This is a genomic window from Bradyrhizobium sp. UFLA06-06 (assembly GCF_054820065.1).
This window is the reverse complement of the sequence record NZ_JADFUD010000017.1, coordinates 72,944-98,116: the sequence shown is the minus strand read 5'-3', so window position 1 is coordinate 98,116 and position 25,173 is coordinate 72,944. Positions and strand designations below refer to the sequence as shown.

Sequence of the window (25,173 nt, the reverse complement as noted above, 5' to 3'; positions counted from 1 at the left end):
ACGTGAAACGTTAGGCGGCCCCGTCATTGCGAGGAGCGGAAGCGACGAAGCAATCCATCGCTTCCTCAGGTGACGCTATGGATTGCTTTGTTTCGCTCGCAATGACGGGCCCGACCGGCATTCCAGAGAATGGCTTCAATTTCGCAATCCGCCGAGCTCAACATCTCCGCCAAGGATAAGGCCGCGGCGCTGGCGCTGACGCCTGTTTCACGTGAAACAGAGGCGCGGCTCGACCGCTACATTGCCCTCCTCCTGGCGTGGCAGGCCAAGACCAATCTCGTAGCGCCGTCAACGCTGCCTGCCCTCTGGACCCGCCACGTCGCCGATTCGCTGCAGCTCCTGAGCCTGGCGCCGACGGCCAAGTCTTGGGTCGATCTCGGCAGCGGTGGCGGCTTCCCGGGTGTCGTGCTGGCCTGCGCGCTGGCCGAGATCCCAGGCGCGTCGATTCATTTGGTTGAGCGAATCGCCAAGAAGGCGGCATTCTTGCGCGAGGCGATACGAGTGACGGCATCCCCGGGGACGGTGCATCTGGCTGATATCGGGGATACTGTGGATAGAATCCCGGGGTCCATCGATTGCGTCACCGCGCGGGCGCTGGCTCCGTTACATCAACTCATCGGCTTTGCGGAGCCGTGGGTCAAAAAGGGCGCCAAGGCGCTGTTTTTGAAGGGTCAAGATGTAGAGGCCGAATTGACCGAGGCCACTAAATATTGGATTATTGAGCCAAAGCTACACGCCAGCCGCACCGGCGGACAGGGCTGGATCGTCGAACTCGGGTCAATCGAGCGGCGCTAGGGGACTCCGCGAGAGCAAATGGTATTTTGGTATGACTGTGATGGACGAGGTTTATCAAGAGGATAAGGCGTCCCAGCCGCCTGGCCATCCGCGCATCCTGTCGCTCGCCAACCAGAAGGGCGGCGTCGGCAAGACCACCACAGCGATCAATCTTGGCACCGCACTCGCTGCGATTGGCGAGCGCGTCCTGATCGTCGATCTCGATCCGCAGGGCAACGCCTCGACCGGCCTCGGCATCGATCGCCGCAATCGCAGCTGCTCGACCTATGACGTGCTGATCGGCGAGGCGCCGCTGCGCGATGCCGTGGTCGCGACCGCGGTGCCGCGGCTGCATATCGCCGCCTCCACCATGGACCTCTCCGGCCTCGAGCTCGAGCTCGGCACCACGCCGGGCCGCGCGTTCCGGCTGCGCGATGCGATCGCAGGATTGAACAACAATGTCTCGCCGGAAGCCGACTACACCTATGTGCTGATCGACTGCCCGCCCTCGCTCAATTTGCTCACGGTGAATGCGATGGCGGCGTCGGACGCAATCCTGGTGCCGCTGCAATGCGAGTTCTTCGCGCTCGAAGGTCTGTCGCAATTGCTGCAGACCGTGGAGCAGGTGCGCTCGACGCTCAATCCGAGCCTGTCGATCCACGGCATCGTGCTGACCATGTTCGACTCGCGCAACAACCTCTCCAACCAGGTGGTTGCCGACGTGCGCCAGTTCATGGGCGACAAGGTCTATGACACCATGATCCCGCGCAATGTGCGCATCTCCGAGGCGCCGTCCTACGGCAAGCCGGTCCTGGTCTACGACCTCAAATGCGCCGGCAGCGATGCGTATCTCAAGCTCGCCACCGAAGTGATCCAGCGCGAGCGCGAGCTGCGCACGCATTGATGTTGCGTAGGATGGGTAGAGCGAAGCGAAACCCATCACCCTCATTGCGAGCCGCGATGGGTTTCGCTTCGCTCTACCCATCCTACGTTTCTTTTGAAATTCAAGTCTGGAGTACTGCGTGTGAATCCAAGGGAGCTCGCAACAATGGCCGATGAAGCGCGTTCGCGACTGGGGCGCGGGCTGGCAAGCCTGATCGGAGATGTCGGCGGCGAGGCGGCCGCGCATGTCGAGCGGCCGCGCAACCAGCGCAAGGTGCCGATCGAATTCCTCAAAGCCAACCCGCGCAACCCGCGGCGCACCTTCGCCGACACCGAACTCGGCGAGCTTGCCGATTCGATCAGGCAGCGCGGTGTGATCCAGCCGATCGTGGTGCGCGCGATCAAGGGCGCGCAGGACCGCTACGAGATCATCGCCGGCGAGCGCCGCTGGCGCGCCTCGCAGCTCGCTGGCCTGCATGAAGTGCCGATCGTGCCGGTCGAGGTCTCCGATTCCGACGCGCTCGAGATCATGATCATCGAGAACGTCCAGCGCGAAGACCTCAACGCAATGGAAGAGGCGCAGGGCTATCACGCGCTCGCCGACGAGTTCAAACGCAGCCAGGAAGACATCGCCAAGATCGTCGGCAAGAGCCGCAGCCATGTCGCCAACATGATGCGGCTGACCAAGCTGCCCGCCGAAGTGCAGGCGCTGATCTCGAAAGGCGATCTCTCCGCCGGCCACGCCCGCGCGCTGATCGGCGTGCCGGATCCGCTCACCGCAGCGAAGCGCATCGTCGCCGAAGGCCTCAACGTCCGCCAGGCCGAGGCGCTGGCGCATGAGGAGGGCGTGCCGGAGCGCAAGCCACAGAAGGCGCGCAGTGGCAGCGCGGCCAAGGTCGACAAGGATGCCGACACGCTGGCGCTGGAGAAGCGCGTCAGCGATGCGCTCGGCCTTGCCGTCACCGTCAACCATCGCGATCCCGGCGGCACCGTTCAGATCAGCTACCGCAACCTCGAGCAGCTCGACGAGGTGGTGCGGCGGCTCGAGGGCGGTTAGTTTTTCCGTCGTCCCTCCACGTCATTGCGAGGAGCGATAGCGACGAAGCAATCCATCTTTCCGCGCGTGCGGAGCGGTGGATTGCTTCGCTTTGCTCGCAATGACGTTTCCAAATACAGCTCGATATCACCCCCGCCGCTTCGCGTTCGCCGCGATCGAGAGCAGCGCGCGCTGTGCGATCACGGCGGCGAGCGAGGCCTGCTTGCGCATGTCGAGCGCCGCGGTGGCGAGCTGATCGATCACGTTCACCAGCCGCGGCGGCGTGAAATTGCGCAGCGCGATCTCGACCGCAGGCTTGCGCGAGAAGTGCAGCCGCGGGAAGCCGCCGTCGAGCACGGCTGACGCCGGCGTGCCGTCCGCGATCGCCAGCGCCGATTTGTGCAGCCATGCCGCCTGGCGCTGCGCGGCCGAGATGATCACGCCGGGATAGGTGCCGGCGACCATTGCCTTCGTGAACTCGCTCTCGACCAGCGCGGCGTTGCCGGCGAAGGCGCCGTCGACGATCGGATCGAGCTTCAGCTCGGAGGCGTCGGACACCACGGTCATGACGTCCTCGAGCGTGATCTCGCCCTTGCCGTGCGCGAACAGCGCAAGCTTGCGCAGCTCGTTGCGCGAGGCCATGCGGTCGCCGCCGAGCAGCGACATCAGCACCGCGCGCGCATCCTGCGCGAGCCGCAGATTCGATACCCGCAGCTCGTCCTCGATCAGCTTGGTCAGGTCGCGCTCGGTGTCGGGATAGCAGCCGATCGCCACTGCATTCTTGGCGCGCTCGCAGATCTTGCGCAGCGGCGATTCCGGCCTGAGCTCGCCGGCCTCGATCACGATGCGGCAATCCCTGAGCGCGGTGGTCTCGGTCAGCGTCTCGACGCCGCTTGAGAAGTTGCGCGAGCCGGCGCGGACGCGGATGGCGCGGCGGCCGCCGAACAGCGGCATCGTCATGGCCTCGTCGACCAGCCGCGACGGTTCGGCGGCGAGTTCGTCGCCATCGAGCCGCACCATCGAGAATGGATCGTTGGGATCGTCGACCGCGGAGGCCATCAGCGCGTCGGCACGCTCGCGCACCAGGCCGAGGTCCGGGCCGTACAGCAGGATGATCGGACGGCCGGTGTCAGGCCGGGCGAGGAAGCTGTCGATCTCTTTTCCGCGAAGCGCGACCAATGCGGCGATCAGGTTCCGGTGGAGAAGAAGGAGGCGAGCCGGGTCTGGATGTTGTCGGCGATCTCCTGCGCGGCGCGGTCCTCGGCGTCGCGGAAGGCGCGGGCGCGGGCGAAACGCTGGTAGGAGCCGGGCATGTCGTAGGACACGCGCGAGAACGTGGTGCCGGTCATCACCGACTTGTTCGACGCGATCTCGACCAGGTTGAACTGGGCATCGATGCCGTAATTCTCGCTGGTCGGCAGCGCGGTGGCCTGGTCGATCATCAATGAGGAGCGGCTGGTGGTGAAGCGCAGCACCAGCCGATGCGTCGGCGGTGCGCCCGTGGCGGTGCCGTAGAGCTTGAAGGCGAGGGCGTTGCGGACCTCGACGCCGACCCGGGCCTCGCGCGAGGCGTTCGGCTTGTCGACCGGCGGAACCTCGACGCCCATCAGCTTCTCGCGCAGGGCGGACGACTGGCCGTCGAGGGTGCGCTCGGCATACATCGGCTGGAAGCATCCGGCCGTCAGCGCGGCCAAGGCAGCCACGGCCACGAGCCGGGCGGCGATCCTGATCCTAGCCGACAACATTGACGATCCTCATGGGCACCACGATCACCTTGCGGACGGCTTTGCCACCCAAGGCGGCTTTTACCGCATCGAGCGCCAAAACGGCAGCCTCTATATCCGCATTTTGCGCCGCCCGTGGCACGGTAACATCACCTCGTTTTTTACCGTTGACCTGGACGACCAGGGTCACGCTGTCTTCGACCAGCAAATCGCGCTCGATTTGTGGCCAATCGGCCTCGGAAACCAGCCCGGTCTGGCCCAGAACCACCCAGCACTCCTCGGCCAGATGCGGCATCATCGGCGAGAACAGCTGCACCAGGATGGTCGCGGCCTCCTTGACCGTCCAGGCCATGTCCGGCGCCGGCTTGTCGCCTTTCGCCAGCACCTCGGACAGCGCATTGGCGAACTCGCGGATATGGGCGAGACACACGTTGAAATGCAGCCGCTCGATCCCGGACGACACCTTGTCGAGCGCGCCATGGGCCGCCTTGCGCAGCGCCAGCGCGTCGGGCCCAAACGTCGCGGGCCGCGTCGCCGGGGCGGCCTTGGCGATCTCGGCCGATTCGTTCACCAGCCGCCACAGCCGCTGCACGAAGCGCGAGGCGCCCTGCACGCGTTCGTCACTCCAGATCACATCGCGGTCCGGCGGCGAGTCCGACAGCATGAACCAGCGCGCGACGTCGGCACCGTAGCTCGCGATGATGTCGTCGGGGTCGACGGTGTTCTTCTTCGACTTCGACATCTTCTCGATCGGGCCGATCGCGACGTCCTCGCCAGTCGCCATCAGCACCGCGCGGCGGCCGTTGCCGCCGACCTCGATCTTCACCTCGGCCGGCGTGACCCAGCTGCCGTCGGCCTTCTGGTAGGTCTCGTGCACCACCATGCCCTGGGTGAACATGCCGGCGAACGGCTCGCTCATGTCGATGTGGCCGGTCGCCTTCATCGCGCGGGTGAAGAAGCGGCTGTAGAGCAGATGCAGGATCGCGTGCTCGACGCCGCCGATATACTGGTCGACCGGCATCATCCGGTTGGCGACCGCGGGCGTGGTCGGCGCGGTCTCGTTCCACGGGTCGGTGAAGCGCGCGAAGTACCAGGACGAGTCCACGAAGGTGTCCATCGTGTCGGTCTCGCGCACCGCCTTTGCCCCGCACTTGGGGCAAGTCACATGCTTCCAGGTCGGATGATGGTCGAGCGCGTTGCCCGGCTTGTCGAAGCTGACATCTTCCGGCAGCGTCACCGGCAGCTGGTCGTCGGGCACCGGCACCACGTCGCACTTGGGGCAGTGGATCACTGGGATCGGGCAGCCCCAGTAGCGCTGGCGCGAAATGCCCCAGTCGCGCAGGCGGAAATTCACCTGCCGCTCGCCGACCGGCGCCAACCTTCCTTCCCCTGGCAAGGCGCGCACTTCGTTTTCCAGCCGCTTGGCTACCTCTTCCTTGGCCGCTTCGATGGTCATGCCGTCGAGGAAGCGCGAATTGATCATGCGGCCGTCGCCGTCATAGGCGACGTCTGATATGACGAACGTCTTCGGGTCCTGGCCCTCGGGGCAGACCACCGGCACGTTGCCGAGATCGTACTTGTTGACGAAGTCAAGGTCGCGCTGGTCGTGCGCCGGGCAGCCGAAGATCGCGCCGGTGCCGTATTCCATCAGCACGAAGTTCGCGACATAGACCGGCAGCTTCCAGTTCGGATCGAACGGATGCACCGCCTTGATGCCGGTGTCGAAACCCTGCTTCTCGGCGGTGTCGATGATCGACTGCGCGGTGCCGATCTTCTTGATGTCGGCGATGAACTCCGCGAGCTTCGGGTTCTTCGCGGCGGCGGCTACCGCCAACGGATGATCCGCCGAGATCGCCATGAACTTGGCGCCGAACAGCGTGTCGGGCCGCGTCGTGAAGATCTTCAGCTCGCTCTCGCCGGCCGGCGTGGTCGCCGCATCCAGCGCGAAGCGGATCAGCAAGCCCTCGGAGCGGCCGATCCAGTTGCGCTGCATCAGCCGCACCTTGTCGGGCCAGCGGTCGAGACCATCCAGCGCTTCCAGGAGCTCCTGCGAGTACTTCGTGATCTTGAAGACCCACTGGCTCATCTCGCGCTGTTCGACGACGGCGCCCGAGCGCCAGCCGCGGCCGTCGATCACCTGCTCGTTGGCGAGCACGGTCATGTCGACCGGATCCCAGTTCAGCTTGCGCTTCTCGCGCTCGGCGAGGCCGGCGCGCAGCATGTCCAAAAACATCTTCTGCTGATGCTTGTAGTAGCTGGGGTCGCAGGTCGCGAATTCGCGCGACCAGTCGAGCGACAGCCCGATCGACCGCAGCTGCTTCTTCATCGCGGCGATGTTGTCGTAGGTCCAGGCCTTCGGCGCCACCTTGCGCTCGATCGCGGCATTCTCGGCCGGCAGGCCGAACGCGTCCCAGCCCATCGGGTGCAGCACATTGTAGCCCCTGGCGCGCATGAAGCGCGCCAGCACGTCGCCGAGCGTGTAGTTGCGGACATGGCCGATATGGATGCGCCCCGACGGATAGGGGAACATCTCGAGCACATAGTATTTCGGCCGCGGATCGTCGTTCTTGGAGGCGAAGATCGCCTTTTCGTCCCACAGGCGCTGCCAGCGGGGTTCGGATTCACGGGCGTTATAGCGTTCGGCGGTCATGAAATCGCAAGGATTTTGGGTGGCTTTGGGTGATTTTCGGGTCCCATCCGGGGACGGCGGACTAGGCCACAAAAGCGCCTGCGCGGTCAACGGCTTGGGGCCTCCAAACGCCCCATCCCGTCGCGTAGCCGCCCTGCCGCTGTCGCAGGGGCGCCGTCTGCAGCCTCCTCGTGGTCCTGGCGAAGGCCAGGACCAATCACCACAGGGCTTTGTCGAGGAAGGGATCGTGGCCCAGCTTCGCGCAATAATAAACGGTGGGGGTAATGGGTCCTGGCCTTCGCCAGGACGACGTTGAATATGCGGCGTCGCCGATGGTCATGGTTCCGCGCTCATCGTGACGCTCGACCACGCGCGATCTCAGCTCGCCAGCGCCATCCCGGCTTCGTCCAGCGTCTGCAGGAAGCCGTGCTCGATCACGGCGTTGCGGCCGCGGCGTTTGGCGGCGTAAAGGGCGGCGTCGGCGGCTTCGATCAGGTCGCCGGGGCGCTGGGTCTCGTTCGGTCTGGTCGTGGCAACGCCGACGCTGACGGTGACGACACAATGGCTCGAGGACGCGTGCGGCACGGCAAGGCCGAGCACGGCGGTGCGCACGGTCTCGCCGATCGCGAGCGCATGCGCGGCATCGGTGTTCGGCAGCAACAGACAGAATTCCTCGCCGCCATAGCGGCCGGCGAAGCCCATGGTGTCGGCCGCGATCCCGGACAGCACTTCGCCGATCCGGGTCAGGCAGGCATCGCCCTCGGGATGGCCGTAGGTGTCGTTGTAAAGCTTGAAGTGATCGACATCGATCATCATCAGCGACAGCTCGCACTCATATTGCTGCGCCCGCATCCACTCGAAGTCGAGCCGGCTCTGGAAGCCGCGGCGGTTGGCGAGGCCCGACAGCACGTCGATCGAGGCCATCACGGTGAGGCGATCGTTGGAGGCGACGAGCTCGCGCTCGCGCTGGCTGAGCTGCGCCGCCATCGCGTTGAAGGCGCGCGCCAGCGGCACGAATTCCGCCGGCAGCTTGTGTTTGGCGACGCGTGCCGACCAGTCGCCTTCGCCGAACCGCCGCGCCATGCCGGTCATCAGCTCGATCGGATGGATGACGAGCCGCTCGGCGCCGACCAGGGCACCCAACAAGACGAAAAGGCAGACAAATCCGAGCTGCAGATAGGCGGTGCGGATCTCGCGGTTGATCGCCGCGGTCACCTTGGCCTCATCCATGCTCACGATCAGCCGCGACTGCGTTCCGGCGATGCGCGCGAAGCTCAGCGTGCGCTGCGCGCCGTCGGACGCCGTGAACGACACCGAGCCGGATGGTTCGTCGTAGCTCAGCGCCTTCTCGGCGATCGCGGCCATCAAGGGGATGGTGTCGAGCGAGCGGCCGATCAGGCTCGCATGATCCGCGGGCGCGGCGATCACGACGCCGGTGCTGTCGACGAGAACGGCCGACATGCCGGGCTGGCCGCCGAGATTGGCCATGATCTGCGACAGCCAATCGATGTTGATGCCGGCGACGACGACGGCATCCTGCTCCGGATTGATCGCGGCCACCGGATAGGCGGCCATCATCATCGGGCGGCCATTGGTCCTGCCGCGCAGATAGTCGCTGAACACGAAGCCGCGGTTGTCCTGCGCCTTCTTGAAATATTCGCGGTCGCCGACATTGAGGCCGACCTGGACGTTGAGGGTCGAGCACTGCACCAGCCCGTCCCTGGAGACGAACATGATGCTGCGGATCCAGGGCAGCACCGTCGGCAGGCTGGCGCGCAGCACCTCGCAGCTCTGCGCGATGCCGCCGGAAGCGCGGATATAGGCCGCGGATTTCAGCATGGTCTCGACCGAGGAGACCACTTCGCGCTGGGTCTCGGCGGCATGCGCGGTGAGGCTGGCATAGCCGGCCGCGGCCTGCGCGATCTGCTTGCTGCGGGAATCCTCCAGCGTGCGGACGCGGTCGAGCATCAGGGGCGCGACCAGCATCAGCGCAAGCAAGGCCAGCCGGGCACGAATTCCCAGAACCTTCTTGAGCCTGACCCGGTTGCGGTTGAAAGTGACGCCCGACATTCTATTCCCTTGCCCGTGCGCAAGGTAGAATGCAGGGCTTCAAAAAGCCTTTCCCGAATTTGGTAAAATTCGAGCCAACCCCCCGCACCTGTCAGAGAACGGCACAAGCATGACGCAAAGCCCGACCACGCCGTTACCGCCCGGTTCACCACATGACCCTGCCTTTGGCCTCGCCGCCGTCGAACGCGAGATCGCCCATGCCTGCAAGGAAGCGCGGCGCGACCGTGCGTCGGTGACCTTGATCGCGGTGTCGAAGACATTCGCGGCCGACGCAATTTTGCCGATTATCGGCGCCGGACAGCGCGTATTTGGCGAAAACCGCGTGCAGGAGGCCAAGGGCAAGTGGCCGGCGCTAACTCAGGCTCACCCGGGATTGCAGCTGCATCTGATCGGGCCGTTGCAGTCGAACAAGGCCAAAGAGGCGGTCGCGCTGTTCGATGCGATCCATTCGGTCGATCGCACCAGCATTTGCGAAGCGTTAGCCAAGGAAATCAAAAATCAAGGGAAGCACCCGGAACTGTTCGTCCAGATCAATACCGGCGAGGAGCCGCAGAAGGCCGGCGTCGCGCCGCAGGACGCGGATACCTTCATCGCGGCCTGCCGTGACACCTACGGCCTTCCGATCTCGGGACTGATGTGCATCCCGCCGGTCGACCAGGCGCCGGCGCCGCACTTCGCGCTCTGCGCCAAGATCGCCGCGCGCAACGGCCTGAAAAATCTCTCGATGGGCATGAGCGCGGATTTCGCCGTGGCGATCCAGATGGGCGCCACCCATGTGCGCGTGGGCTCGGCGATTTTTGGGACGCGGACGGTGCCGCATAACTAGTGTCGCTTGGTGTCCGCCAGGATCACACTGAGGCTTGCCGTCATCAGAACCGTCATCCCCGCGCAAAGGCTTCGCCTTTGTCGCTGGAGGAGCCGCGAAGCGGCGTCTCGAAGGATCGACGGCCACCAGTCGGGCCGTGCATCCTTCGAGGCTCGCTACGCTCGCACCTCCAGCGACAAAGGCAAAGCCCTTGCGTGAGGATGACGGTGTTTGGATGCGTGTCTCGCCGCGCGCCCTTTTCTAAGGCCGCGGCGTATGGGTCCTGGCCTTCGCCAGGACGACGTTGGCGTGTGCGGTGAGCGCGCAGCCTACGCGAACTTCACCGACACTTTTCCGATCGCGCCGAAATCGGCCGCGAATTCATCGCCGGCGGCGATCGGCAGCGGTGGGTGGCACGTGCCTGTGGTGACGACCTCGCCTGCCCGCAAGGTCAGCCCGAGCGCGGAGAGTTCGTTGGCGCACCAGGCGAGCGCCGCGCGGGGATCGCCGAGCACGTTCTTGCCGTGGCCGATATAGCGCTCGCCGCGCAGCGTGATGACCGGGCGCTCCTCGACCAGATCGATCGCGCGCCAGTCCGCTGTCGTTGCGGGTCCTGTCTCTTATACACATAGTTCGTCGGCAGCGTCAGATGTGTATAAGAGACAGCTGTAAGGCGTCGTTCGCGGCGCGAGATCGCGCGCCATGCGGAAGGCGTATTCCGGCTCGCCGACGCGCATCTCGTTGCCCTGCATCGACGCGGTGCCGCCATCCGGTATCACCGTCTCGGCAAGGATGCGCCCCGCCAGCGGTCCGGCGACATTGATGTGCTTCTGGCCGGCCGTGCTGGTCGCCGCGATCTTCCAGCCGAACAGTTTTTCGCGCGACGTTTTCTCCAGCGCAGCCTGCACCGCGTAGCCCTCGGCGCGATCGCGCGGCCGAATTGCGCTATCGAGTACGCCGAGTTTTGTTCCCGCGTGCCAGTGCTCGTGCAGGACCTTCGAGGCGGCGGCGATCTGGTTGTTGTCGAGCATGCTGTTCGCTCCCGCGGGAATTATTCTTGGTTGCGCGCGATCTCAGCACAAACGCGTCGCGCTTGTCGCATGGGAAAACCGATGCCCAGCTATTCCAGCAAGCTACTCTATGATGATCTTTGTCTTTGGACTCATCCGTCGCAACAGCCGCAGCATCGAGGCTTTCGTCATCGAGACGCAGCCCGCGGTCGGCGAGAAATTCGGCCGCGCCAGATGCAGGAATACGGCGCTGCCGCGACCGGCGACGCGCGGCGCGGCGTTGTGATCGATCTCGACAATGAAATCGTAGAGACGGTCCTCGCGAGTCAGGCGGTCGCCGCCCTGCTCGCGATCGAGCCGGATCGGCTGGTTGTAGTGACGGTCGGCGGGGTCCTCGCACCAGGCGTCCTCGCGACGGATCGGCCGGGTCGGCAGGAAAGTCGTGGGACGCTGGTGCCGGTCGGCGCGCCACCAGAGCTGGCGCGGATGGAAGACGCCGCGTGGCGTGCCACCGTCGCCCTCGCGCTTGTTGGCGAGGATTCCGCCGCGCCCGAGCGCCACCGGCACGGTCCAGCCGTCGGCCGACAGCCAGCCCCGGCGCGGGTCGCCGGCTGCTGCTCGGACCTCGATGATGGAGAGCGGCCGATCACGTTTAACTGTCATATAAGTGATTGAAATAGCTGATCTTCCCTTAAGAATCGTTCCAAACTGAGCTTGCCTTGGAGGTTCAGAACATTCTATCTCCCGGCATTACAGGACATTCACGTCCTGCCCCGCCGGATTTGAGGTAGACTGCGTTGCCTTGTGAATCGGTAACAATCGCCTACCTGAGAACATATCTAGCCGATGTTACGGCCATAGGCGCCCTCCGCTTCTGACCGCCCCGCCCCCGAAGGATTGTACCTATGGCCAATGCCCGCAAGATCTTGATCGTGGATGACGATACCGATCTGCGCGATACGCTGGTCGAGCAGCTGTCGCTGCACGAGGAATTCGAAGCCTCCGCAGTCGACACCGGCGCCAAGGGCGCCACTGCCGCCAAAGCCAATTCCCCCGATCTGGTCCTGATGGACGTCGGCCTGCCCGACACCGATGGCCGCGAAGTGGTCCGCTCGCTCCGCAAGGGCGGCTTCAAGGCTCCGATCATCATGCTGACCGGCCACGACACCGATTCCGATACGATCCTGGGGCTCGAATCCGGCGCCAACGACTATGTGGCCAAGCCATTTCGTTTCGCGGTGCTGCTGGCCCGGATCCGGGCGCAGCTCCGCCAGCACGAGGCCAGCGAGGACGCGGTGTTCTCGGTCGGCCCCTACTCGTTCCGGCCCGGCTCGAAGATGCTCACCGGCGCCAATGCCAGGAAGGTGCGGCTGACCGAGAAGGAAACCGCAATCCTCCGCTTCCTCTACCGCGCCGGCCAGATGCCAGTTTCGCGCGAGACCCTGCTCCAGGAAGTCTGGGGCTACAATTCCGGTGTCACCACCCACACGCTGGAAACCCACATCTACCGCCTCCGCCAGAAGATCGAGAAGGACGCCGCCAACCCGGAAATCCTGGTGACGGAAGCCGGTGGCTACAAGCTGGTGCCGTGATACGCTTTGCGCTCAACGATTCGTGAAATCGAGGCGCACCGCGGTTACCGGACCTGAATGTCGATCGATGATGACGTAGCCCTGCTCGAGCGGGTCCCGACGATGCGTCTGTTGGGCGAGAGCTCCTTGCGCATGCTGGCGATCGGCTCCGAGCAACGTGATTTCAACGCAGGCGACGTGCTGTTCAAGGCCGGCGACGCTGCGGACGCCGGCTATGTCGTGCAGCGCGGCACCTTCCGCGTCGAGGAAGGCGGCGCCGAGATTATCGCCGGTCCCGGCGCGCTGATCGGCGAGCTCGCATTGATCGTCGCGATGAAGCGGCCATCGACCGCCACCGCACTGGAGCGCGGCTCGGTGATCCGCGTCGCGCGCAGCCTGTTCCAGCGCGTGCTGGAAAGCGATCCCGCCGCGGCCCTTCGGCTGCGCGATGAACTCGCATTGCGTACCAGCCAGCTCGCAAGCGATATCCTGATGGCGGGCGGGAAGTTGAGTACGTGATCATACCGCAAGGTATTGAACCGTCACCCTGAGGTGCGAGCGCAGCGAGCCTCGAAGGGTCGACGGCCACCAGCCGGGCCGTGCACCCTTCGAGACGTGCGTTCCGCGCTCCTCAGGATGACGGGTCGGGGGTCGGCGGCGCCCTACACCTCCATCACCGCCGTCACTGGCACGTGGTCCGACGGGCGCTCCCAGCCGCGGGCGTCACGGGCGATCTTGAAATCGCTGACCTGATCCTTCAGCGCGCGCGAGACCCAGATGTGATCGAGCCGGCGGCCGCGATCGCCGACGGTCCAGTCCGCTGCGCGGTAGCTCCACCAGGTGTAGACCTTTTCCGACATCGGGATCCGCTCGCGCGCGATGTCGAACCATTCGCCATGCGCCTGCGCGGCCAGCAGCTTCTCGGTCTCGACCGGCGTGTGCGAGACCACCTTGAGCAGCTGCTTGTGCGACCAGACGTCGTTCTCATGCGGCGCGACGTTGAGGTCGCCGACCAGGATGTGGCGGTCGTCGCCGCGCGGATGCAGCGGCTCGCAAGCTTTCATCTCGTCGAGGAATTGCAGCTTGTGCTCGAATTTCGGATTGAGCGCGGGATCGGGAATGTCGCCGCCGGCCGGTACGTAGAAATTATGCAGCACCAGCGGCTTTGACAGCTGCGCCTTCTCGCCGAACGACACCGAGATGTGCCGTGAATCGATCTTGTCGCAGAACGTCCTGATGTCGGTCGTCTCGAACGGTAGGCGCGAGACGATGGCGACGCCGTGATAGCCCTTCTGTCCGTTCAGCGCGACGTGCTCATAGCCGAGCCGCTTGAAGCGTTTCAGCGGAAACGCATCGTCGATGCATTTGGTCTCCTGCAGGCACAGCACATCCGGCCGCGCGCTCTTGATGAACTTGGCGACGGTGTCGATGCGCAGGCGCACCGAATTGATGTTCCAGGTGGTGACGGAGAACCGCATGAGAGCTGCGTCTTAGCACGGTTCTCAGTGCGGGTTGGCGCTTTGTCCACAAGCAAGCGCTTGTAGGATGGGTAGAGCGAAGCGAAACCCATCATTGACGCAGCGCGCCGTGACCGCGATGGGTTTCGCTGCGCTCTATCCATCCTACGGCATCGCGATCAGCCCGGCGAGGTGCCGGGATAGGTCGTGAAGTCGATCTTGAACAGCGCCGGATCGGGCTTCTGCGTCGCGTCGAGATTGTAGACCGCAACGGTCGTGTCGTAGCCCTGCGGGTCGGTGACGGTCCACTGCTTGAGCTTGCCGTCCTTGGCGCCGATCATCAGCAGGAAGCGGCTGGTGCCGACCAGCGCCTGCTTCTCCTCGATCGTGATGCTGACGAACACGTCGTCGGCGGTGACGCTGATGACGTTGGTGTCCTTCATCAGGTCGATGCGATCCGACAGCAGATAGCGCAGCGGGGTCTGCGACAGCGGATAGACGTCCTGGGTGGCGAGCCTGCGGTCGCGCACCGCGACCGAGGAACCGTCCGCGATCACCTCGATCGGGCTCGGATCGTCATATTCGAAGCGCAGCTTGCCGGGCTTCTGGATGTAGAAATCGCCCTTGGTCTTGGTGCCGTCGGGGCCGACCTGGACGAAATTTCCGACCAGTGTTTGCAGCGACGAGAGGTAGGCCGAGACCTTGGCGGCCTGCGCCTTCTGGTTGGCGTCGAAGGTCTGGAAGATGTTGGCGGGCACGTTGCGGCGCGGATCGGGAATCACCGGGTTCGGCGGTGCCTGGGTGGCGCCCGTCGTCGTCGGGCCCTTGTCCGCATTGGTTTGCGCGCCGGCGTCCTTCTTTGGCGCTGCCTTGGCTCCAGCGCTGGGTGCGGGCTTCGGCGGCGGCGCATTCTGCGCAGTCGCAGCGCCGGCGATCGCGGCGGTGACGAGAAGAGCCAGCGCGGTGCGCATGCCGCGGTCAATGAGGTGTTTTGCCATCAGATATGTCAGGTCTCTGTTCGACGCTCGTCCCGCTGCGCCGGATTTTATCCCGCCTCTTCCGAGGGAGATATGGTTTTTCCGTGATGATCGCCCCCCGATCAGAACTGGCCTTCTTCCTCCCCGACCAGGATTTCGCGCTTTCCGGCGTGATTCGCCGGACCGACGATGCCCTCAAGTTCCATCCGCTCCATCAGCGAGGCGGCGCGGTTATAGCCGATCTGCAGCCGGCGCTGAATGTAGGAGGTCGACGCCTTGCGGTCGCGCTTGACGATCGCAACCGCCTGCGTGAACAGATCGCCGCCGCCGTCGCCGCCCATGCCGGTGGCATCGAACACGGCGCCGTCCTCGTCGGTCGGCTCTTCCGCGGTGACGGCTTCGAGATATTCCGGTGCGCCTTGCGTCTTGAGGTGACGCACCACCTTCTCGACTTCCTCGTCGGAGGCGAACGGTCCGTGCACGCGGCTGATGCGGCCACCGCCCGCCATGTAGAGCATGTCGCCCTGGCCGAGCAGCTGCTCGGCGCCCATCTCGCCAAGGATGGTGCGGCTGTCGATCTTCGACGTCACCTGGAAGGCGATGCGGGTCGGGAAGTTCGCCTTGATCGTGCCGGTGATGACGTCGACCGACGGACGCTGCGTGGCGAGGATGACATGCAGGCCAGCGGCGCGCGCCATCTGCGCGAGGCGCTGCACCGCGCCCTCGATGTCCTTGCCGGCGACCATCATCAGGTCGGCCATCTCGTCGACGATGATGACGATGTAGGGCAGCGGCTCGAGGTCGAGCTTCTCTTCCTCGTAGATCGCCTTGCCGCTCTCCTTGTCGAAGCCGGTGTGGACGGTGCGCGTCAGCTCTTCGCCCTTGGCCTTGGCTTCAACGAGGCGCGCATTGTAGCCGTCGATGTTGCGCACGCCGAGCTTGGCCATCCGCTTGTAGCGCTCCTCCATCTCGCGCACGGCCCATTTCAGCGCCACCACCGCCTTCTTCGGATCGGTGACGACGGGCGTCAACAGATGCGGGATGCCGTCATAGACCGAGAGTTCGAGCATCTTCGGATCGACCATGATCAGGCGGCACTGATCCGGCCGCAGCCGGTAGACCAGACTCAGGATCATGGTGTTGATCGCGACCGATTTGCCGGAGCCGGTGGTGCCGGCGATCAGCATGTGCGGCGTGCGCGCCAGGTCGATGATGACGGGGTCGCCGCCGATCGTCTTGCCGAGGCACAGCGGCAGCTTCGCAACCGAATCGATGCTTTCCTTGGCGACCAGAAGCTCGCGCAGATAGACCTTCTCGCGATGCGCGTTCGGCAGCTCGATGCCGATCGCGTTGCGGCCGGCAACCACGGCGACGCGGGCCGACAGCGCGCTCATCGAGCGTGCGATGTCGTCGGACAACCCGATCACGCGCGACGACTTGATGCCGGGCGCGGGCTCCAGCTCGTATAGCGTGACCACCGGGCCGGGATTGGCCTTGACGATCTCGCCGCGCACGCCGAAGTCCTGCAGCACGCCTTCGAGCGAGCGCGAATTGGTCTCGAGCTCGGCCTTGCTCAGCGGCTGGCGATCGCTGGCTTTCGGCGCGCTGAGCACGGAGACCGACGGCAGCTCGAACTTGTCGGAATTCTTCTTCTTCGGCTTCGGCTCGGCCTTCTTGCGCGGGGCGCGGGCGGCGGGAGCTTCGTCCTCCTCGTCGTCCTCTTCCTCGTCGTCGTCGAAAGCGTCAGCTTCGTCCTCACCATGGTCTTCATGCGCGGGCGCGATCGAGGGCGCCGAGCGGCCGCCGCCGATATTGGGCTCCTGGCGCTCGAACGCAGCGCTGCGGCCCTGCGCGCCGCTCGAGACCAGCGATCTGTAGGCGGTGGTCAGCAGCCAGCCGAGCCGCGCCTTCGCGCTCATCAGCGCATGGAACAGCCAGCCCAGCGAGACCGAGCTGCGGTCGTTGTCTTCTTCCTCGACGAACGGCTCGTCATCGTCAGAGATCGGCGTCAGTTCGTCGTCCTGCTCCTTGGCGCCCCAGCCGCAGGCGAACAGGAAGCTTGCCGCCATCGCGACGACCAGGATCGAGCCGAGCACGACGCGATAGATGAAGCCGGGCGGGCCGAACACGACGGCCGGCGCACGCAGCAGCGCGTCGCCGACCACGCCGCCGAGCCCGGTCGGCAGCGGCCATGCGGTGTTGTGCGGCCAGCAGCTGGCGAAGCCCGCCGCGATCACCGTGCACAGGATCCAGCAGCCGAGCCGCAGCGCCTCGCGGTCGAACGGGCGATGCGTCAGCATCCGCCAGCCCCACACCGCGACCGGCAGCACCAGCATGATGGCGCCGAGGCCGAGGATCTGCATCAACAGGTCGGCGCCGATCGCGCCGGGATAGCCGAGCACGTTGCGGATCGCTCGCGAGGTAGCGTGGCTCAGCGACGGATCCTGCACCGACCAGGTCATCAGCGCCGCCGTGATGGCGCCGGACAGCGCGATCAGGCCGAGCCCGGTGAGTTCGCGCAGCCGTCGCGCCAGCGCCTCGCGGAGCGAGAGCGGCAGATGGCCGACCAGGGGGATGACACGTTCGATCGCTGGCATACTCAATCTTCGCGCTTCGCGATTAACCCAGGGTTTCGACCAGGCGATGCATCGCCTCGGCCGTCGATTCACTGTCGGAGACGAGCGCAAGGCGGATATAGCCCGCACCCGGATTGGAACCGTCGTTCTGCTGACGCGCCAGATAACTGCCGGGAATCACGCGCACGCCGGCGTCGCGATAGAGCCTGACCGCCGCCGCCTCGTCGCCGCCGCGCCCGGAGACGTCGAGCCAGACGCAGAAGCCGCCGGCGGGACGCTTGTAGCCGTAGCGGTTGCCGAGGATCTGGTCGGCGAAATCGAACTTGATGCGATAGAGCCTGCGATTCTCCTCGACATGCGCCTCGTCGCTATAGGCGGCGACCGCGACATGCTGCAGCGGCACCGGCACCTGCGGCGCCGCGACATTGCGCAGTTCGTGGAACGCGGCCAGAAACTTCCTGTCGCCCGCGGCGAATCCGACGCGCATGCCCGGCAGGTTCGAGCGCTTCGACAGCGACTGGAACGCCACCACATTGCTGAAGTCGGGACCGGCGCATTCGAGAATGCTGCCCGGCGCCTCGCGGGTGTAGATCTCCGAGTAGCACTCGTCGCTCAGGATGATGAAGCCGAAGCGATCCGCGAGCTCTTTCAGCCGCGTGAAATAAGCGCGCGAGGCGACCGAGCCCTGCGGATTGGCGGGCGAGGCGATGAAGAACGCGACGGTACGCGCCAGCGTCGCCTCGTCGATCGAATCAAGATCGGGCAGGAAACCGTTGCCGAGCGTGGTCGGCAGGTAGATCTGCTCGCAGCCGGCCGCGCGGGCGCCGGCGCCGTAGGCCGGATAGAACGGGTTCGGCATCAGGATCGCCGGCCGGCCCTTGCGTGGCGCGACATAGCGCGAGGCTGATATCGCGGCGAAGAACAGCCCCTCGCGGCTGCCGTTCAGCACCATCACCTCGCTCTCCGGATCGACCGGCCGCGGCAACTGGAACCGGCTTCCCAGCCAGGTCGCGACGGCGCGGCGGAACGGCTCGATGCCCTTGGCGATCGGGTAGCGGCCGAATTCGGCGGTGTGCTTTGCCAGCACCGGCCCGACGAAATCGGGCACCGGGTGCTGCGGCTCGCCTAATGACAGCGTAATCAAGGGCTTGGCAGGCTGATAGGGCGCCAGCAGCTCGGTCGTGCGCAAGAAAGGGGAACGCTCGGCCTGGCCGGCGGATGCGACATCGCCGGCGCCCTGCGCCAAGCCGGATGAGGCGGTCATTGCCATGATTGAAATGCCAGCACTTTCACTGCGGTCGGAGGGTAGGGGGCGCCGACCGTAAACCGATCAAGTCACCATAGATAGGGCGAGGTTAAGACGCGATTAACCATCGGTGGCGCGGCACGATCGGCCGGCGCGTGATATCAGCGCTGACGCCAGAAAGCCGTATCGAAATTGCTCCGAGACATGATCCACCGCCGCGCCGTCCGGGCGCTCATCATCACCGGCGAGCGCGAAGTCCTGCTGATGCGGATTCGCCCGCCACACGGCGGCGACTGCTTCTGGATCGCGCCGGGCGGCGGCATCGAGGCCGACGAGACGGCTGAAGCGACGCTGCAGCGGGAACTGGCGGAGGAATTGGGGTTGGTCGATTTCGCCCACGGCTCGGCCGTCTGGCGGCGTCACCACACCTTCAACTGGGGCGGCCGGCGGATCTCTCAAAAGGAAGAGTACCGGATCGTTCACGCGGATCGCTTCGCGCCCGTGATGGCCGACGAGGCCGAGGCAAGGGTGCTCGATTGTTTCCGCTGGTGGCCGATCGCCGATCTGTCCAGCGCGAGTGAGCGCCTGACGCCGCTGTCGCTCGCCGACATCCTTGATCGCTATTTGCGCGACGGCGCACCGAGCGAGCTGCCGGACGAGGAAATTTTGATCGACTGACGCGGCTCGATGGCTCCAACCTCTCCTTGAAAAGGGTAGGTCGCTTTGCTCGGAGAGCAAAGCGGGTGGGGATCTATTCTCTCCGCAGACAGCATCGTGCGCGGCTGACCCCCATCCCAACCTTCCCCCTTTCAGGGGGAAGGAGAAGACAGGCAGCGGGCCGGATTTCGCTGCCGCTCCATCCGGACACCGCACCCGATGCGGGACGACTACCGCGCCGGCAGCTTCTCGAACGACGGCTTGCCCTCGGGCAGATGGTGGAAGGTCTGCTTGTCGCAGGTGTAGATCGTCATCTGCGGGGTGAACACCGAGGGGTCGTCGAAGGTGCCGACCTTCAGGATGGTGGCGGGCAGGCCCGGCACCTTGGTCACGAGATGCGTGCCGCATTCCGGGCAGAACTCGCGCGTCACGGCGCGGTCGAGATCCTTGCGGGTGAACTGCTTGGGCTCGCTGGCGGTGTATTTGAAGCCGGTGGTCGGCATCGCCATGAACATGTTCGGTCCGCCGCCCGTGATGTACTGGCATTCGCGGCACAGGCACTGCGCCGCCATCATCGGCTCGCCCTCGGCCTCATAGCGCACGTTGCCGCAATAGCACCTGCCCTGCACCTTCATGACATCCTCCCGATTTCGTTGTTTGTAGCCTGCCATTCCACAATGGCAGGCAATTCCGACAATATTTTCTCAAGCCGCAGAAAAAAGAAAGGGGCCCCAGCTTGCGCTGGAGCCCCTCAACGGCCCGAACATTGCCGGGTATGTGTCCGGACCGTAGTTCTGGGAACGACCGCTTGGGGAGGTCGCGCCCCGGGAGAACCCAAATTGACGGCCCTCAAGGGCCGCTAATTTCACATGTTGTAGGCGCGCTCCGTGTGCTCGGTGATGTCGAGGCCTTCGCGCTCGGTCTCGACGTTGGCGCGCAGGCCGACGATCACGTCGACGATCTTGTAGAGGATCGCCGAACCGATGCCCGACCACACCAGCGTGGTGCAGACGCCCCAAACCTGCGAGATCATCTGAGCCGCGAAGTCATAATCGGCGACCTTCGGCGGGATCGCGGTGTAGTCGATGATGCCTGCACCGCCGAGCGCCGGGTTGACCAGGATGCCGGTGCCGAGCGCGCCGACGATGCCGCCGACGCAGTGAACGCCGAACACGTCGAGCGAGTCGTCATAGCCGAGCGCGTTCTTCACGACCGTGCAGAAGAACAGGCAGACCACGCCGACCACGAGGCCGAGTACGATGGCGCCCATCGGACCGGCATAGCCGGCCGCCGGGGTCACCGCGACGAGGCCCGCGACCGCACCCGACAGCGCGCCGAGCAGCGAGGGATGGCCCTTGATGATCCATTCCGCGAACATCCAGGACAACGCCGCCGCGGCGGTCGCCACGAAGGAGTTGGTCATGGCGAGCGCAGCGCCGCCATTGGCTTCGAGGTTGGAGCCGGCGTTGAAGCCGAACCAGCCGACCCAGAGCAGCGAGGCGCCGATCATGGTCATGGTCAGCGAGTGCGGAGCCATCAGCTCCTTGCCGTAACCGGTCCGCTTGCCGATCAGCAGCGCGCCGACCAGGCCGGCGATGCCCGCGTTGATGTGCACGACGGTGCCGCCCGCGAAGTCGATCGCGCCCTTCTTGAAGATCCAGCCGGCATCGGCGTTGATCTCGTCGAGCTTGGCCTGCGCCGCGGTCTTGGCCGCGCCGTCAGCCGCAGCGGCGAGCGCCTTGGCGGCATCCTGGATCGCGTCCGGGCCCGGCCAGTACCAGACCATGTGCGCGATCGGGAAATAGATCAGGGTCACCCAGAGCGGGATGAATAGCGCGATCGCCGCGAACTTCATGCGCTCGGCGAAGGCGCCGACGATGAGGGCCGGCGTGATCGCCGCGAAGGTCATCTGGAAGCACATATAGATGAGTTCCGAGATGTTGGCGTCGACCGAGAAGGTCGCCGCCTTCGAGTCCGGCGTGACGCCCATCAGGAAGGCCTTGGAGAAGCCGCCGATGAAGTCGGAGCCGCCGGTGAAGGCGAGGCTGTAGCCGTAGAGGGCCCAGAGCACGGTGACGAGGCAGACCGTGTAGAACACCTGCGCCAGCACCGAGAGCATGTTCTTGGAGCGGACCAGGCCGCCATAGAACAGCGCGAGGCCGGGGATGGTCATCAGCAGCACCAGCACCGTCGAGGTCAGCATCCAGGCGTTGTCGCCCTTGTTGACGGTCGGCTCGGCGTAGGCGGCGGTCGCGGCGAACAGGCCGACTGCAAGGGCCGCAAGTCCCGCGCCGTAGGGACGCTTGAACGTCATGTTATTTCACTCCTGAGGTCTTAAGGTTTGAGCGCGAAAGTCAGAGGGCCGCGGCATCGGCCTCGCCGGTGCGGATGCGCACGGCGTGATCGAGGCTGATGACGAAGATCTTGCCGTCGCCGATCTGACCGGTCTTGGCGGCGGAGGTGATGGCGTCGATGGTCTTGTCGACCTGATCGGAATTGACCGCGACCTCGATCTTGATCTTGGGCAGGAAGCTCACGGCATATTCGGCACCGCGATAGATTTCCGTGTGGCCTTTCTGGCGGCCGTAGCCTTTGACTTCCGTCACCGTGAGACCATGAACGCCAATGGCGGTCAGGGCGTCACGGACCTCTTCGAGCTTGAATGGCTTAATGATCGCCATAACAATTTTCATGAGTCCTATCCCCGCTTGGGCCCGGTGCGAATGAACACCGGGAGTTTCGACTGAGGTTCACCACGCGGAGGACATCCACTACGCGGGCACAGCCTGGACCCTTAGAATCAAATGCCGTGCCAAACGGCCGGAGTTCGCTAATGGATTATGAATCCGGACCTTTTCCCGCTTTGCGGGAGGGAGTTGCCCCTGCGCTATTCCGCCGCGCCTAAAATATGGTCAGGCCTGTCTATAACGCAGGCACGGCCAACTCCGGACACAATTCTGCTCAGCCGTGGTGCAGGAGACGGTACCCAGACACAGCTGCCAGGCTGTCCCGCAGCCTGCGACCACCCTCTCGATCGGGCCGCCGGTTCGTGAGCCTGCCGGACGGATTGCGCCGAGGGAATTTGCCGTTGGGCTTCATCGGCTTGCCTGAATTCCCGCCCCCGGGACGTGACCTGCGCCGAGATCCGCGAAGGCAAGCGAAGCCAGTGGCGGGCATGATCGCCGCGCCGTTCTGCACGAGCCGGACCAGGGCCGTATGCGGCAAGCGCACCAAGACGGTACAAGTCCCGCACTTTCGGCAGTGTTCGTTACGGATCGTTAGCTGTCTGTAGCATTGTAGTTCCGGCGTTAACGCCGCCGTTGCCGTCGTTGCGCTATTGCCGCCGCATAAGAACTTCAATGACAGGTGGGGCAACCAATGATTGATCGTATCCGCGCGCTGCTCGAGCAGCAGCCGATGATTTCGCTGGATTTCAACACGATCACCGACGACACGAATCTCTATGACGCAGGGCTGACATCCTTCGCCACGGTGCAGGTGATGCTGGCGCTTGAGGAAGAGTTCAACATCGAATTTCCCGAAGCGATGCTCACGCGACGGACCTTCTCGTCGCTCTCCAACGTCGCGGACGCCGTTTCGCGGCTGACACAGCAGGCGGCGTAACACCATGAGCGTGGTGAGAATGATAGAGCCGGTGCCGGCCTCTGCCGACACGCCGGCCGAGCGCATGCGTCGGGTCGCCAAGATCGCCGCGCAGCAGGTCGACGCGGTCGACCGCGAGGGCCGTTTTCCGGTTGACACCATCGAAGCATTGAAGCGCGAGCGCCTGCTCGGCGTCGCGATCCCCGTCGAGCATGGCGGGGAGGGATTGGGCACGATGGAGATCGCGGATCTCATCGTCCAGCTCGCCCAGGCGTGCGGCTCGAGCGCCATGATCTACGCCATGCATCAGATCAAGACGTCGAGCTTCGTCAGCCACGGCGGCGCCAGCGACTGGCATCTGGCCTATATGCGTCGCATTGCGGCTGAGCAGTTGCTGATGGCCTCCGCGACCACGGAAGCCGGCATCGGCGGCAATTTGCGTAATTCGATCTGTGCGGTTGAAGTGGCAGACGGCCGTTTCTCGCTGACCAAGGAAGCGACCGTCATTTCCTACGGCCGCCATGCCGACGCAATTCTCGCCACGGCGCGGCGCGCTCCGGACGCCGCAAGCTCCGATCAGGTGATGGTTGTCATTCCCGCAGACCTGAACCGCACGCTGGAGCGCACCTCCGTATGGGACACGCTCGGAATGCGCGGCACCTGTTCGGACGGTTTCCATCTTGTCGCGCACGGTGACGCGGCGCAGATCTTCCCCAAGCCGTTCTCGGAGATCGCGGCGCAGTCGATGCTGGCGAGCTCGCATATCTTCTGGGGCGCGACCTGGTTCGGTATCGCCACCGATGCCTTCAATCGCGCGCAAGCATTCGTCAAGGCTGCGGCGCGCAAGCAGGCGGATGGAAGTCTCCCGCCGGGCGCGCTACGGCTCGCCGAAGCGGCCGCCCTGCTTCAGGAGATGAAGGGTCATCTCACGGCGGCCATTCACCGCTTCGATGCGGCCAAGGGCAATGACGACGCGCTCTCCTCGATCGGCTTCACCGCTGAGATCAACGCGCTGAAGGTCGCTGCGAGCGAGAAGGCTGGGGCGATCGTGCGGCTCGCCATGCTGGTCAACGGCATCGTCGGCTACAAGAACGGCACGCCGTTCAGCGTCGGCAGACACCTGCGCGACGTGAGCTCAGCGCCGGTGATGATTTCGAACGACCGTATTCTTTCCAACACCGCGACGCTCCTGCTGATGAGTCGCTTTGATACCAGCCTGAGAGGTTGAGATGGACGCCAAGACGTTCGATGCAAAGAGCCTGCTCGACACCCTGTTCGACAAGAGCATCCTGTTCAAGACCGGAGTAGACGGGCTTTATGGCCGCTCCGGCGTTTTCGAAGAGGTGATCGAGCGCTTTGAGCGGCTCGTGACGCGCATCGGAGCGCCGGACAAGGCAACCCGCATCCACTTCCCGCCGGGCATGAGTCGCGCGACGCTTGAAGGCAGCGGTTACATGAAGAGTTTCCCGCAGCTCGCGGGCTGCGTGCATTCCTTCATGGGCGGCGAGCGCGAGCATGCGCAGCTTCTCGGCATGATGGCCGCGGGAGAGGACTGGACCGAACTGCAGCAGGCGACGAACGTGGTGCTGACGCCGGCCGCCTGCTACCCGCTCTATCCGACCGTTGCCGCGCGCGGTCCGGTGCCCGACGACGGTGTCCTGTTCGAGCTTTCCTCTTATTGCTTCCGCCACGAGCCTTCCAAGGATCCGGCGCGCATGCAGCTCTTCCGCATGCGCGAATTCGTCCGCATCGGGACGGCCGAGCAGGTGTGCGCCTTCCGCGAAAGCTGGCTGGAGCGCGGCAAGGCGATGATCGAATCACTCGACCTGCCATGCGAAGTTGACCTCGCCAACGATCCGTTCTTCGGCCGCGGCGGCAAGATGATGGCCAACAACCAGCGCGACGAAGGACTCAAGTTCGAGCTGCTGATCCCGGTGACCAGTATCGAGAAACCGACGGCCTGCTTGTCCTTCAACTATCATCGCGACCATTTCGGCCAGACCTGGGGCCTCAAATTCGCGGATGGCAGCCTGTGCCACTCGGCCTGCGTCGGCTTCGGGCTGGAGCGCGTGGCGCTCGCGCTGTTCCGCCATCACGGCCCTGACGTCGAGGCCTGGCCGGCTTCGGTGCGTGAGACGCTTTGGAGCAACTGATTT

At 64.9% G+C, this 25,173-nt stretch carries 22 protein-coding genes and 2 pseudogenes; 10 read left to right on the top strand and 14 right to left on the bottom strand.

Going from position 1 to position 25,173, the window contains the following annotated elements:
- Positions 1-129: 129 nt before the first annotated feature.
- From rsmG to IF803_RS16995, 3 genes are all read left to right on the top strand, one after another.
- Entirely contained in the window at positions 130-795 is a 666-nt protein-coding gene (gene rsmG / locus IF803_RS17005) for a 16S rRNA (guanine(527)-N(7))-methyltransferase RsmG (RefSeq protein WP_461192861.1), read from the top strand.
- 31 nt (positions 796-826) lie between these two features.
- Entirely contained in the window at positions 827-1,678 is an 852-nt protein-coding gene (locus IF803_RS17000) for a ParA family protein (RefSeq protein ID WP_028342002.1), read from the top strand.
- A gap of 144 nt (positions 1,679-1,822) precedes the next feature.
- Positions 1,823-2,713, top strand: coding sequence for a ParB/RepB/Spo0J family partition protein (locus IF803_RS16995; RefSeq protein WP_461192860.1), 891 nt, complete (start codon positions 1,823-1,825; stop codon positions 2,711-2,713).
- A 126-nt stretch (positions 2,714-2,839) separates the two neighbouring features.
- Here the strand turns inward: IF803_RS16995 and holA are convergent, their stop codons facing one another.
- The 4 genes from holA to IF803_RS16975 all read right to left on the bottom strand — a co-directional run bounded on the left by holA (position 2,840) and on the right by IF803_RS16975 (position 9,115).
- Positions 2,840-3,871, bottom strand: a complete 1,032-nt coding sequence (holA, locus tag IF803_RS16990; RefSeq protein WP_461192859.1) for a DNA polymerase III subunit delta — start codon at positions 3,869-3,871, stop codon at positions 2,840-2,842.
- 8 nt (positions 3,872-3,879) lie between these two features.
- Positions 3,880-4,437 (bottom strand): LPS assembly lipoprotein LptE, encoded by a 558-nt coding sequence (lptE, locus tag IF803_RS16985; protein ID WP_028342005.1) that lies wholly within the window; start codon positions 4,435-4,437, stop codon positions 3,880-3,882.
- A complete protein-coding gene (gene leuS, locus IF803_RS16980) occupies positions 4,424-7,066 on the bottom strand; it encodes a leucine--tRNA ligase (protein WP_461192858.1) in 2,643 nt (880 codons plus the stop codon). Before leuS ends, lptE begins: the two co-directional genes overlap by 14 nt.
- 357 nt (positions 7,067-7,423) lie before the next feature.
- Complete coding sequence (locus IF803_RS16975; RefSeq protein ID WP_461192857.1) at positions 7,424-9,115, bottom strand: sensor domain-containing diguanylate cyclase; 1,692 nt, start codon at positions 9,113-9,115, stop codon at positions 7,424-7,426.
- Positions 9,116-9,224: 109 nt separating this feature from the next.
- Here IF803_RS16975 and IF803_RS16970 point away from each other — a divergent pair, with 109 nt between their 5' ends.
- Positions 9,225-9,941 (top strand): YggS family pyridoxal phosphate-dependent enzyme, encoded by a 717-nt coding sequence (locus IF803_RS16970; protein WP_461192856.1) that lies wholly within the window; start codon positions 9,225-9,227, stop codon positions 9,939-9,941.
- 308 nt (positions 9,942-10,249) lie between these two features.
- Here IF803_RS16970 and IF803_RS16965 read toward each other — a convergent pair.
- The 3 genes and pseudogenes from IF803_RS16965 to IF803_RS16955 form a co-directional block, all read right to left on the bottom strand.
- Positions 10,250-10,534 (bottom strand): annotated as a pseudogene (locus IF803_RS16965) (fumarylacetoacetate hydrolase family protein); the annotation flags it as partial.
- A 54-nt stretch (positions 10,535-10,588) separates the two neighbouring features.
- Positions 10,589-10,951, bottom strand: a pseudogene (locus tag IF803_RS16960) (2-keto-4-pentenoate hydratase); the annotation flags it as partial.
- A 102-nt stretch (positions 10,952-11,053) separates the two neighbouring features.
- Positions 11,054-11,593: a L,D-transpeptidase family protein gene (locus tag IF803_RS16955; protein WP_461192855.1), complete on the bottom strand. Its 540-nt coding sequence runs from the start codon at positions 11,591-11,593 to the stop codon at positions 11,054-11,056.
- A 242-nt stretch (positions 11,594-11,835) separates the two neighbouring features.
- Between IF803_RS16955 and IF803_RS16950 the strand changes: the two genes are divergently transcribed.
- Together IF803_RS16950 and IF803_RS16945 are read left to right on the top strand one after the other, a co-directional pair.
- Entirely contained in the window at positions 11,836-12,522 is a 687-nt protein-coding gene (locus IF803_RS16950; RefSeq protein ID WP_016841446.1) for a response regulator transcription factor, read from the top strand.
- Positions 12,523-12,579: 57 nt separating this feature from the next.
- Positions 12,580-13,020 carry a cyclic nucleotide-binding domain-containing protein gene (locus tag IF803_RS16945; RefSeq protein WP_076833662.1) on the top strand — a complete coding sequence of 147 codons (441 nt, stop codon included), beginning with the start codon at positions 12,580-12,582 and terminating at the stop codon, positions 13,018-13,020.
- A gap of 143 nt (positions 13,021-13,163) precedes the next feature.
- On the opposite strand, the gene IF803_RS16940 is transcribed toward IF803_RS16945, so the two are convergent.
- The 4 genes from IF803_RS16940 to IF803_RS16925 all read right to left on the bottom strand — a co-directional run bounded on the left by IF803_RS16940 (position 13,164) and on the right by IF803_RS16925 (position 18,781).
- Entirely contained in the window at positions 13,164-13,979 is an 816-nt protein-coding gene (locus tag IF803_RS16940) for an exodeoxyribonuclease III (RefSeq protein WP_461192854.1), read from the bottom strand.
- Between the two features lie 158 nt (positions 13,980-14,137).
- A complete protein-coding gene (locus IF803_RS16935) occupies positions 14,138-14,956 on the bottom strand; it encodes an outer membrane lipoprotein carrier protein LolA (RefSeq protein WP_461192853.1) in 819 nt (272 codons plus the stop codon).
- Between the two features lie 101 nt (positions 14,957-15,057).
- A complete protein-coding gene (locus IF803_RS16930) occupies positions 15,058-17,538 on the bottom strand; it encodes a DNA translocase FtsK (protein WP_461192852.1) in 2,481 nt (826 codons plus the stop codon).
- Between the two features lie 16 nt (positions 17,539-17,554).
- A complete protein-coding gene (locus IF803_RS16925; RefSeq protein ID WP_461192851.1) occupies positions 17,555-18,781 on the bottom strand; it encodes an aminotransferase class I/II-fold pyridoxal phosphate-dependent enzyme in 1,227 nt (408 codons plus the stop codon).
- Positions 18,782-18,961: 180 nt separating this feature from the next.
- Here IF803_RS16925 and IF803_RS16920 point away from each other — a divergent pair, with 180 nt between their 5' ends.
- Positions 18,962-19,435: an NUDIX hydrolase gene (locus tag IF803_RS16920; protein ID WP_461192850.1), complete on the top strand. Its 474-nt coding sequence runs from the start codon at positions 18,962-18,964 to the stop codon at positions 19,433-19,435.
- Between the two features lie 209 nt (positions 19,436-19,644).
- Here the strand turns inward: IF803_RS16920 and IF803_RS16915 are convergent, their stop codons facing one another.
- The 3 genes from IF803_RS16915 to IF803_RS16905 all read right to left on the bottom strand — a co-directional run bounded on the left by IF803_RS16915 (position 19,645) and on the right by IF803_RS16905 (position 22,107).
- A complete protein-coding gene (locus IF803_RS16915; RefSeq protein ID WP_016841439.1) occupies positions 19,645-20,049 on the bottom strand; it encodes a GFA family protein in 405 nt (134 codons plus the stop codon).
- Positions 20,050-20,279: 230 nt separating this feature from the next.
- A complete protein-coding gene (locus IF803_RS16910; protein ID WP_092081240.1) occupies positions 20,280-21,728 on the bottom strand; it encodes an ammonium transporter in 1,449 nt (482 codons plus the stop codon).
- A 40-nt stretch (positions 21,729-21,768) separates the two neighbouring features.
- Positions 21,769-22,107 (bottom strand): P-II family nitrogen regulator, encoded by a 339-nt coding sequence (locus tag IF803_RS16905; protein ID WP_026192063.1) that lies wholly within the window; start codon positions 22,105-22,107, stop codon positions 21,769-21,771.
- A gap of 685 nt (positions 22,108-22,792) precedes the next feature.
- Here IF803_RS16905 and IF803_RS16900 point away from each other — a divergent pair.
- Genes IF803_RS16900 through IF803_RS16890 form a run of 3 tightly spaced genes read left to right on the top strand, consistent with a single transcriptional unit; the run spans position 22,793 to position 25,170 of the window.
- Positions 22,793-23,038 carry an acyl carrier protein gene (locus tag IF803_RS16900; RefSeq protein ID WP_304497994.1) on the top strand — a complete coding sequence of 82 codons (246 nt, stop codon included), beginning with the start codon at positions 22,793-22,795 and terminating at the stop codon, positions 23,036-23,038.
- A gap of 4 nt (positions 23,039-23,042) precedes the next feature.
- Complete coding sequence (locus IF803_RS16895; RefSeq protein WP_461192849.1) at positions 23,043-24,245, top strand: acyl-CoA dehydrogenase family protein; 1,203 nt, start codon at positions 23,043-23,045, stop codon at positions 24,243-24,245.
- 1 nt (position 24,246) lies between these two features.
- Positions 24,247-25,170 carry an amino acid--[acyl-carrier-protein] ligase gene (locus IF803_RS16890; protein WP_461192848.1) on the top strand — a complete coding sequence of 308 codons (924 nt, stop codon included), beginning with the start codon at positions 24,247-24,249 and terminating at the stop codon, positions 25,168-25,170.
- The last annotated feature ends 3 nt before the right edge of the window (positions 25,171-25,173 follow it).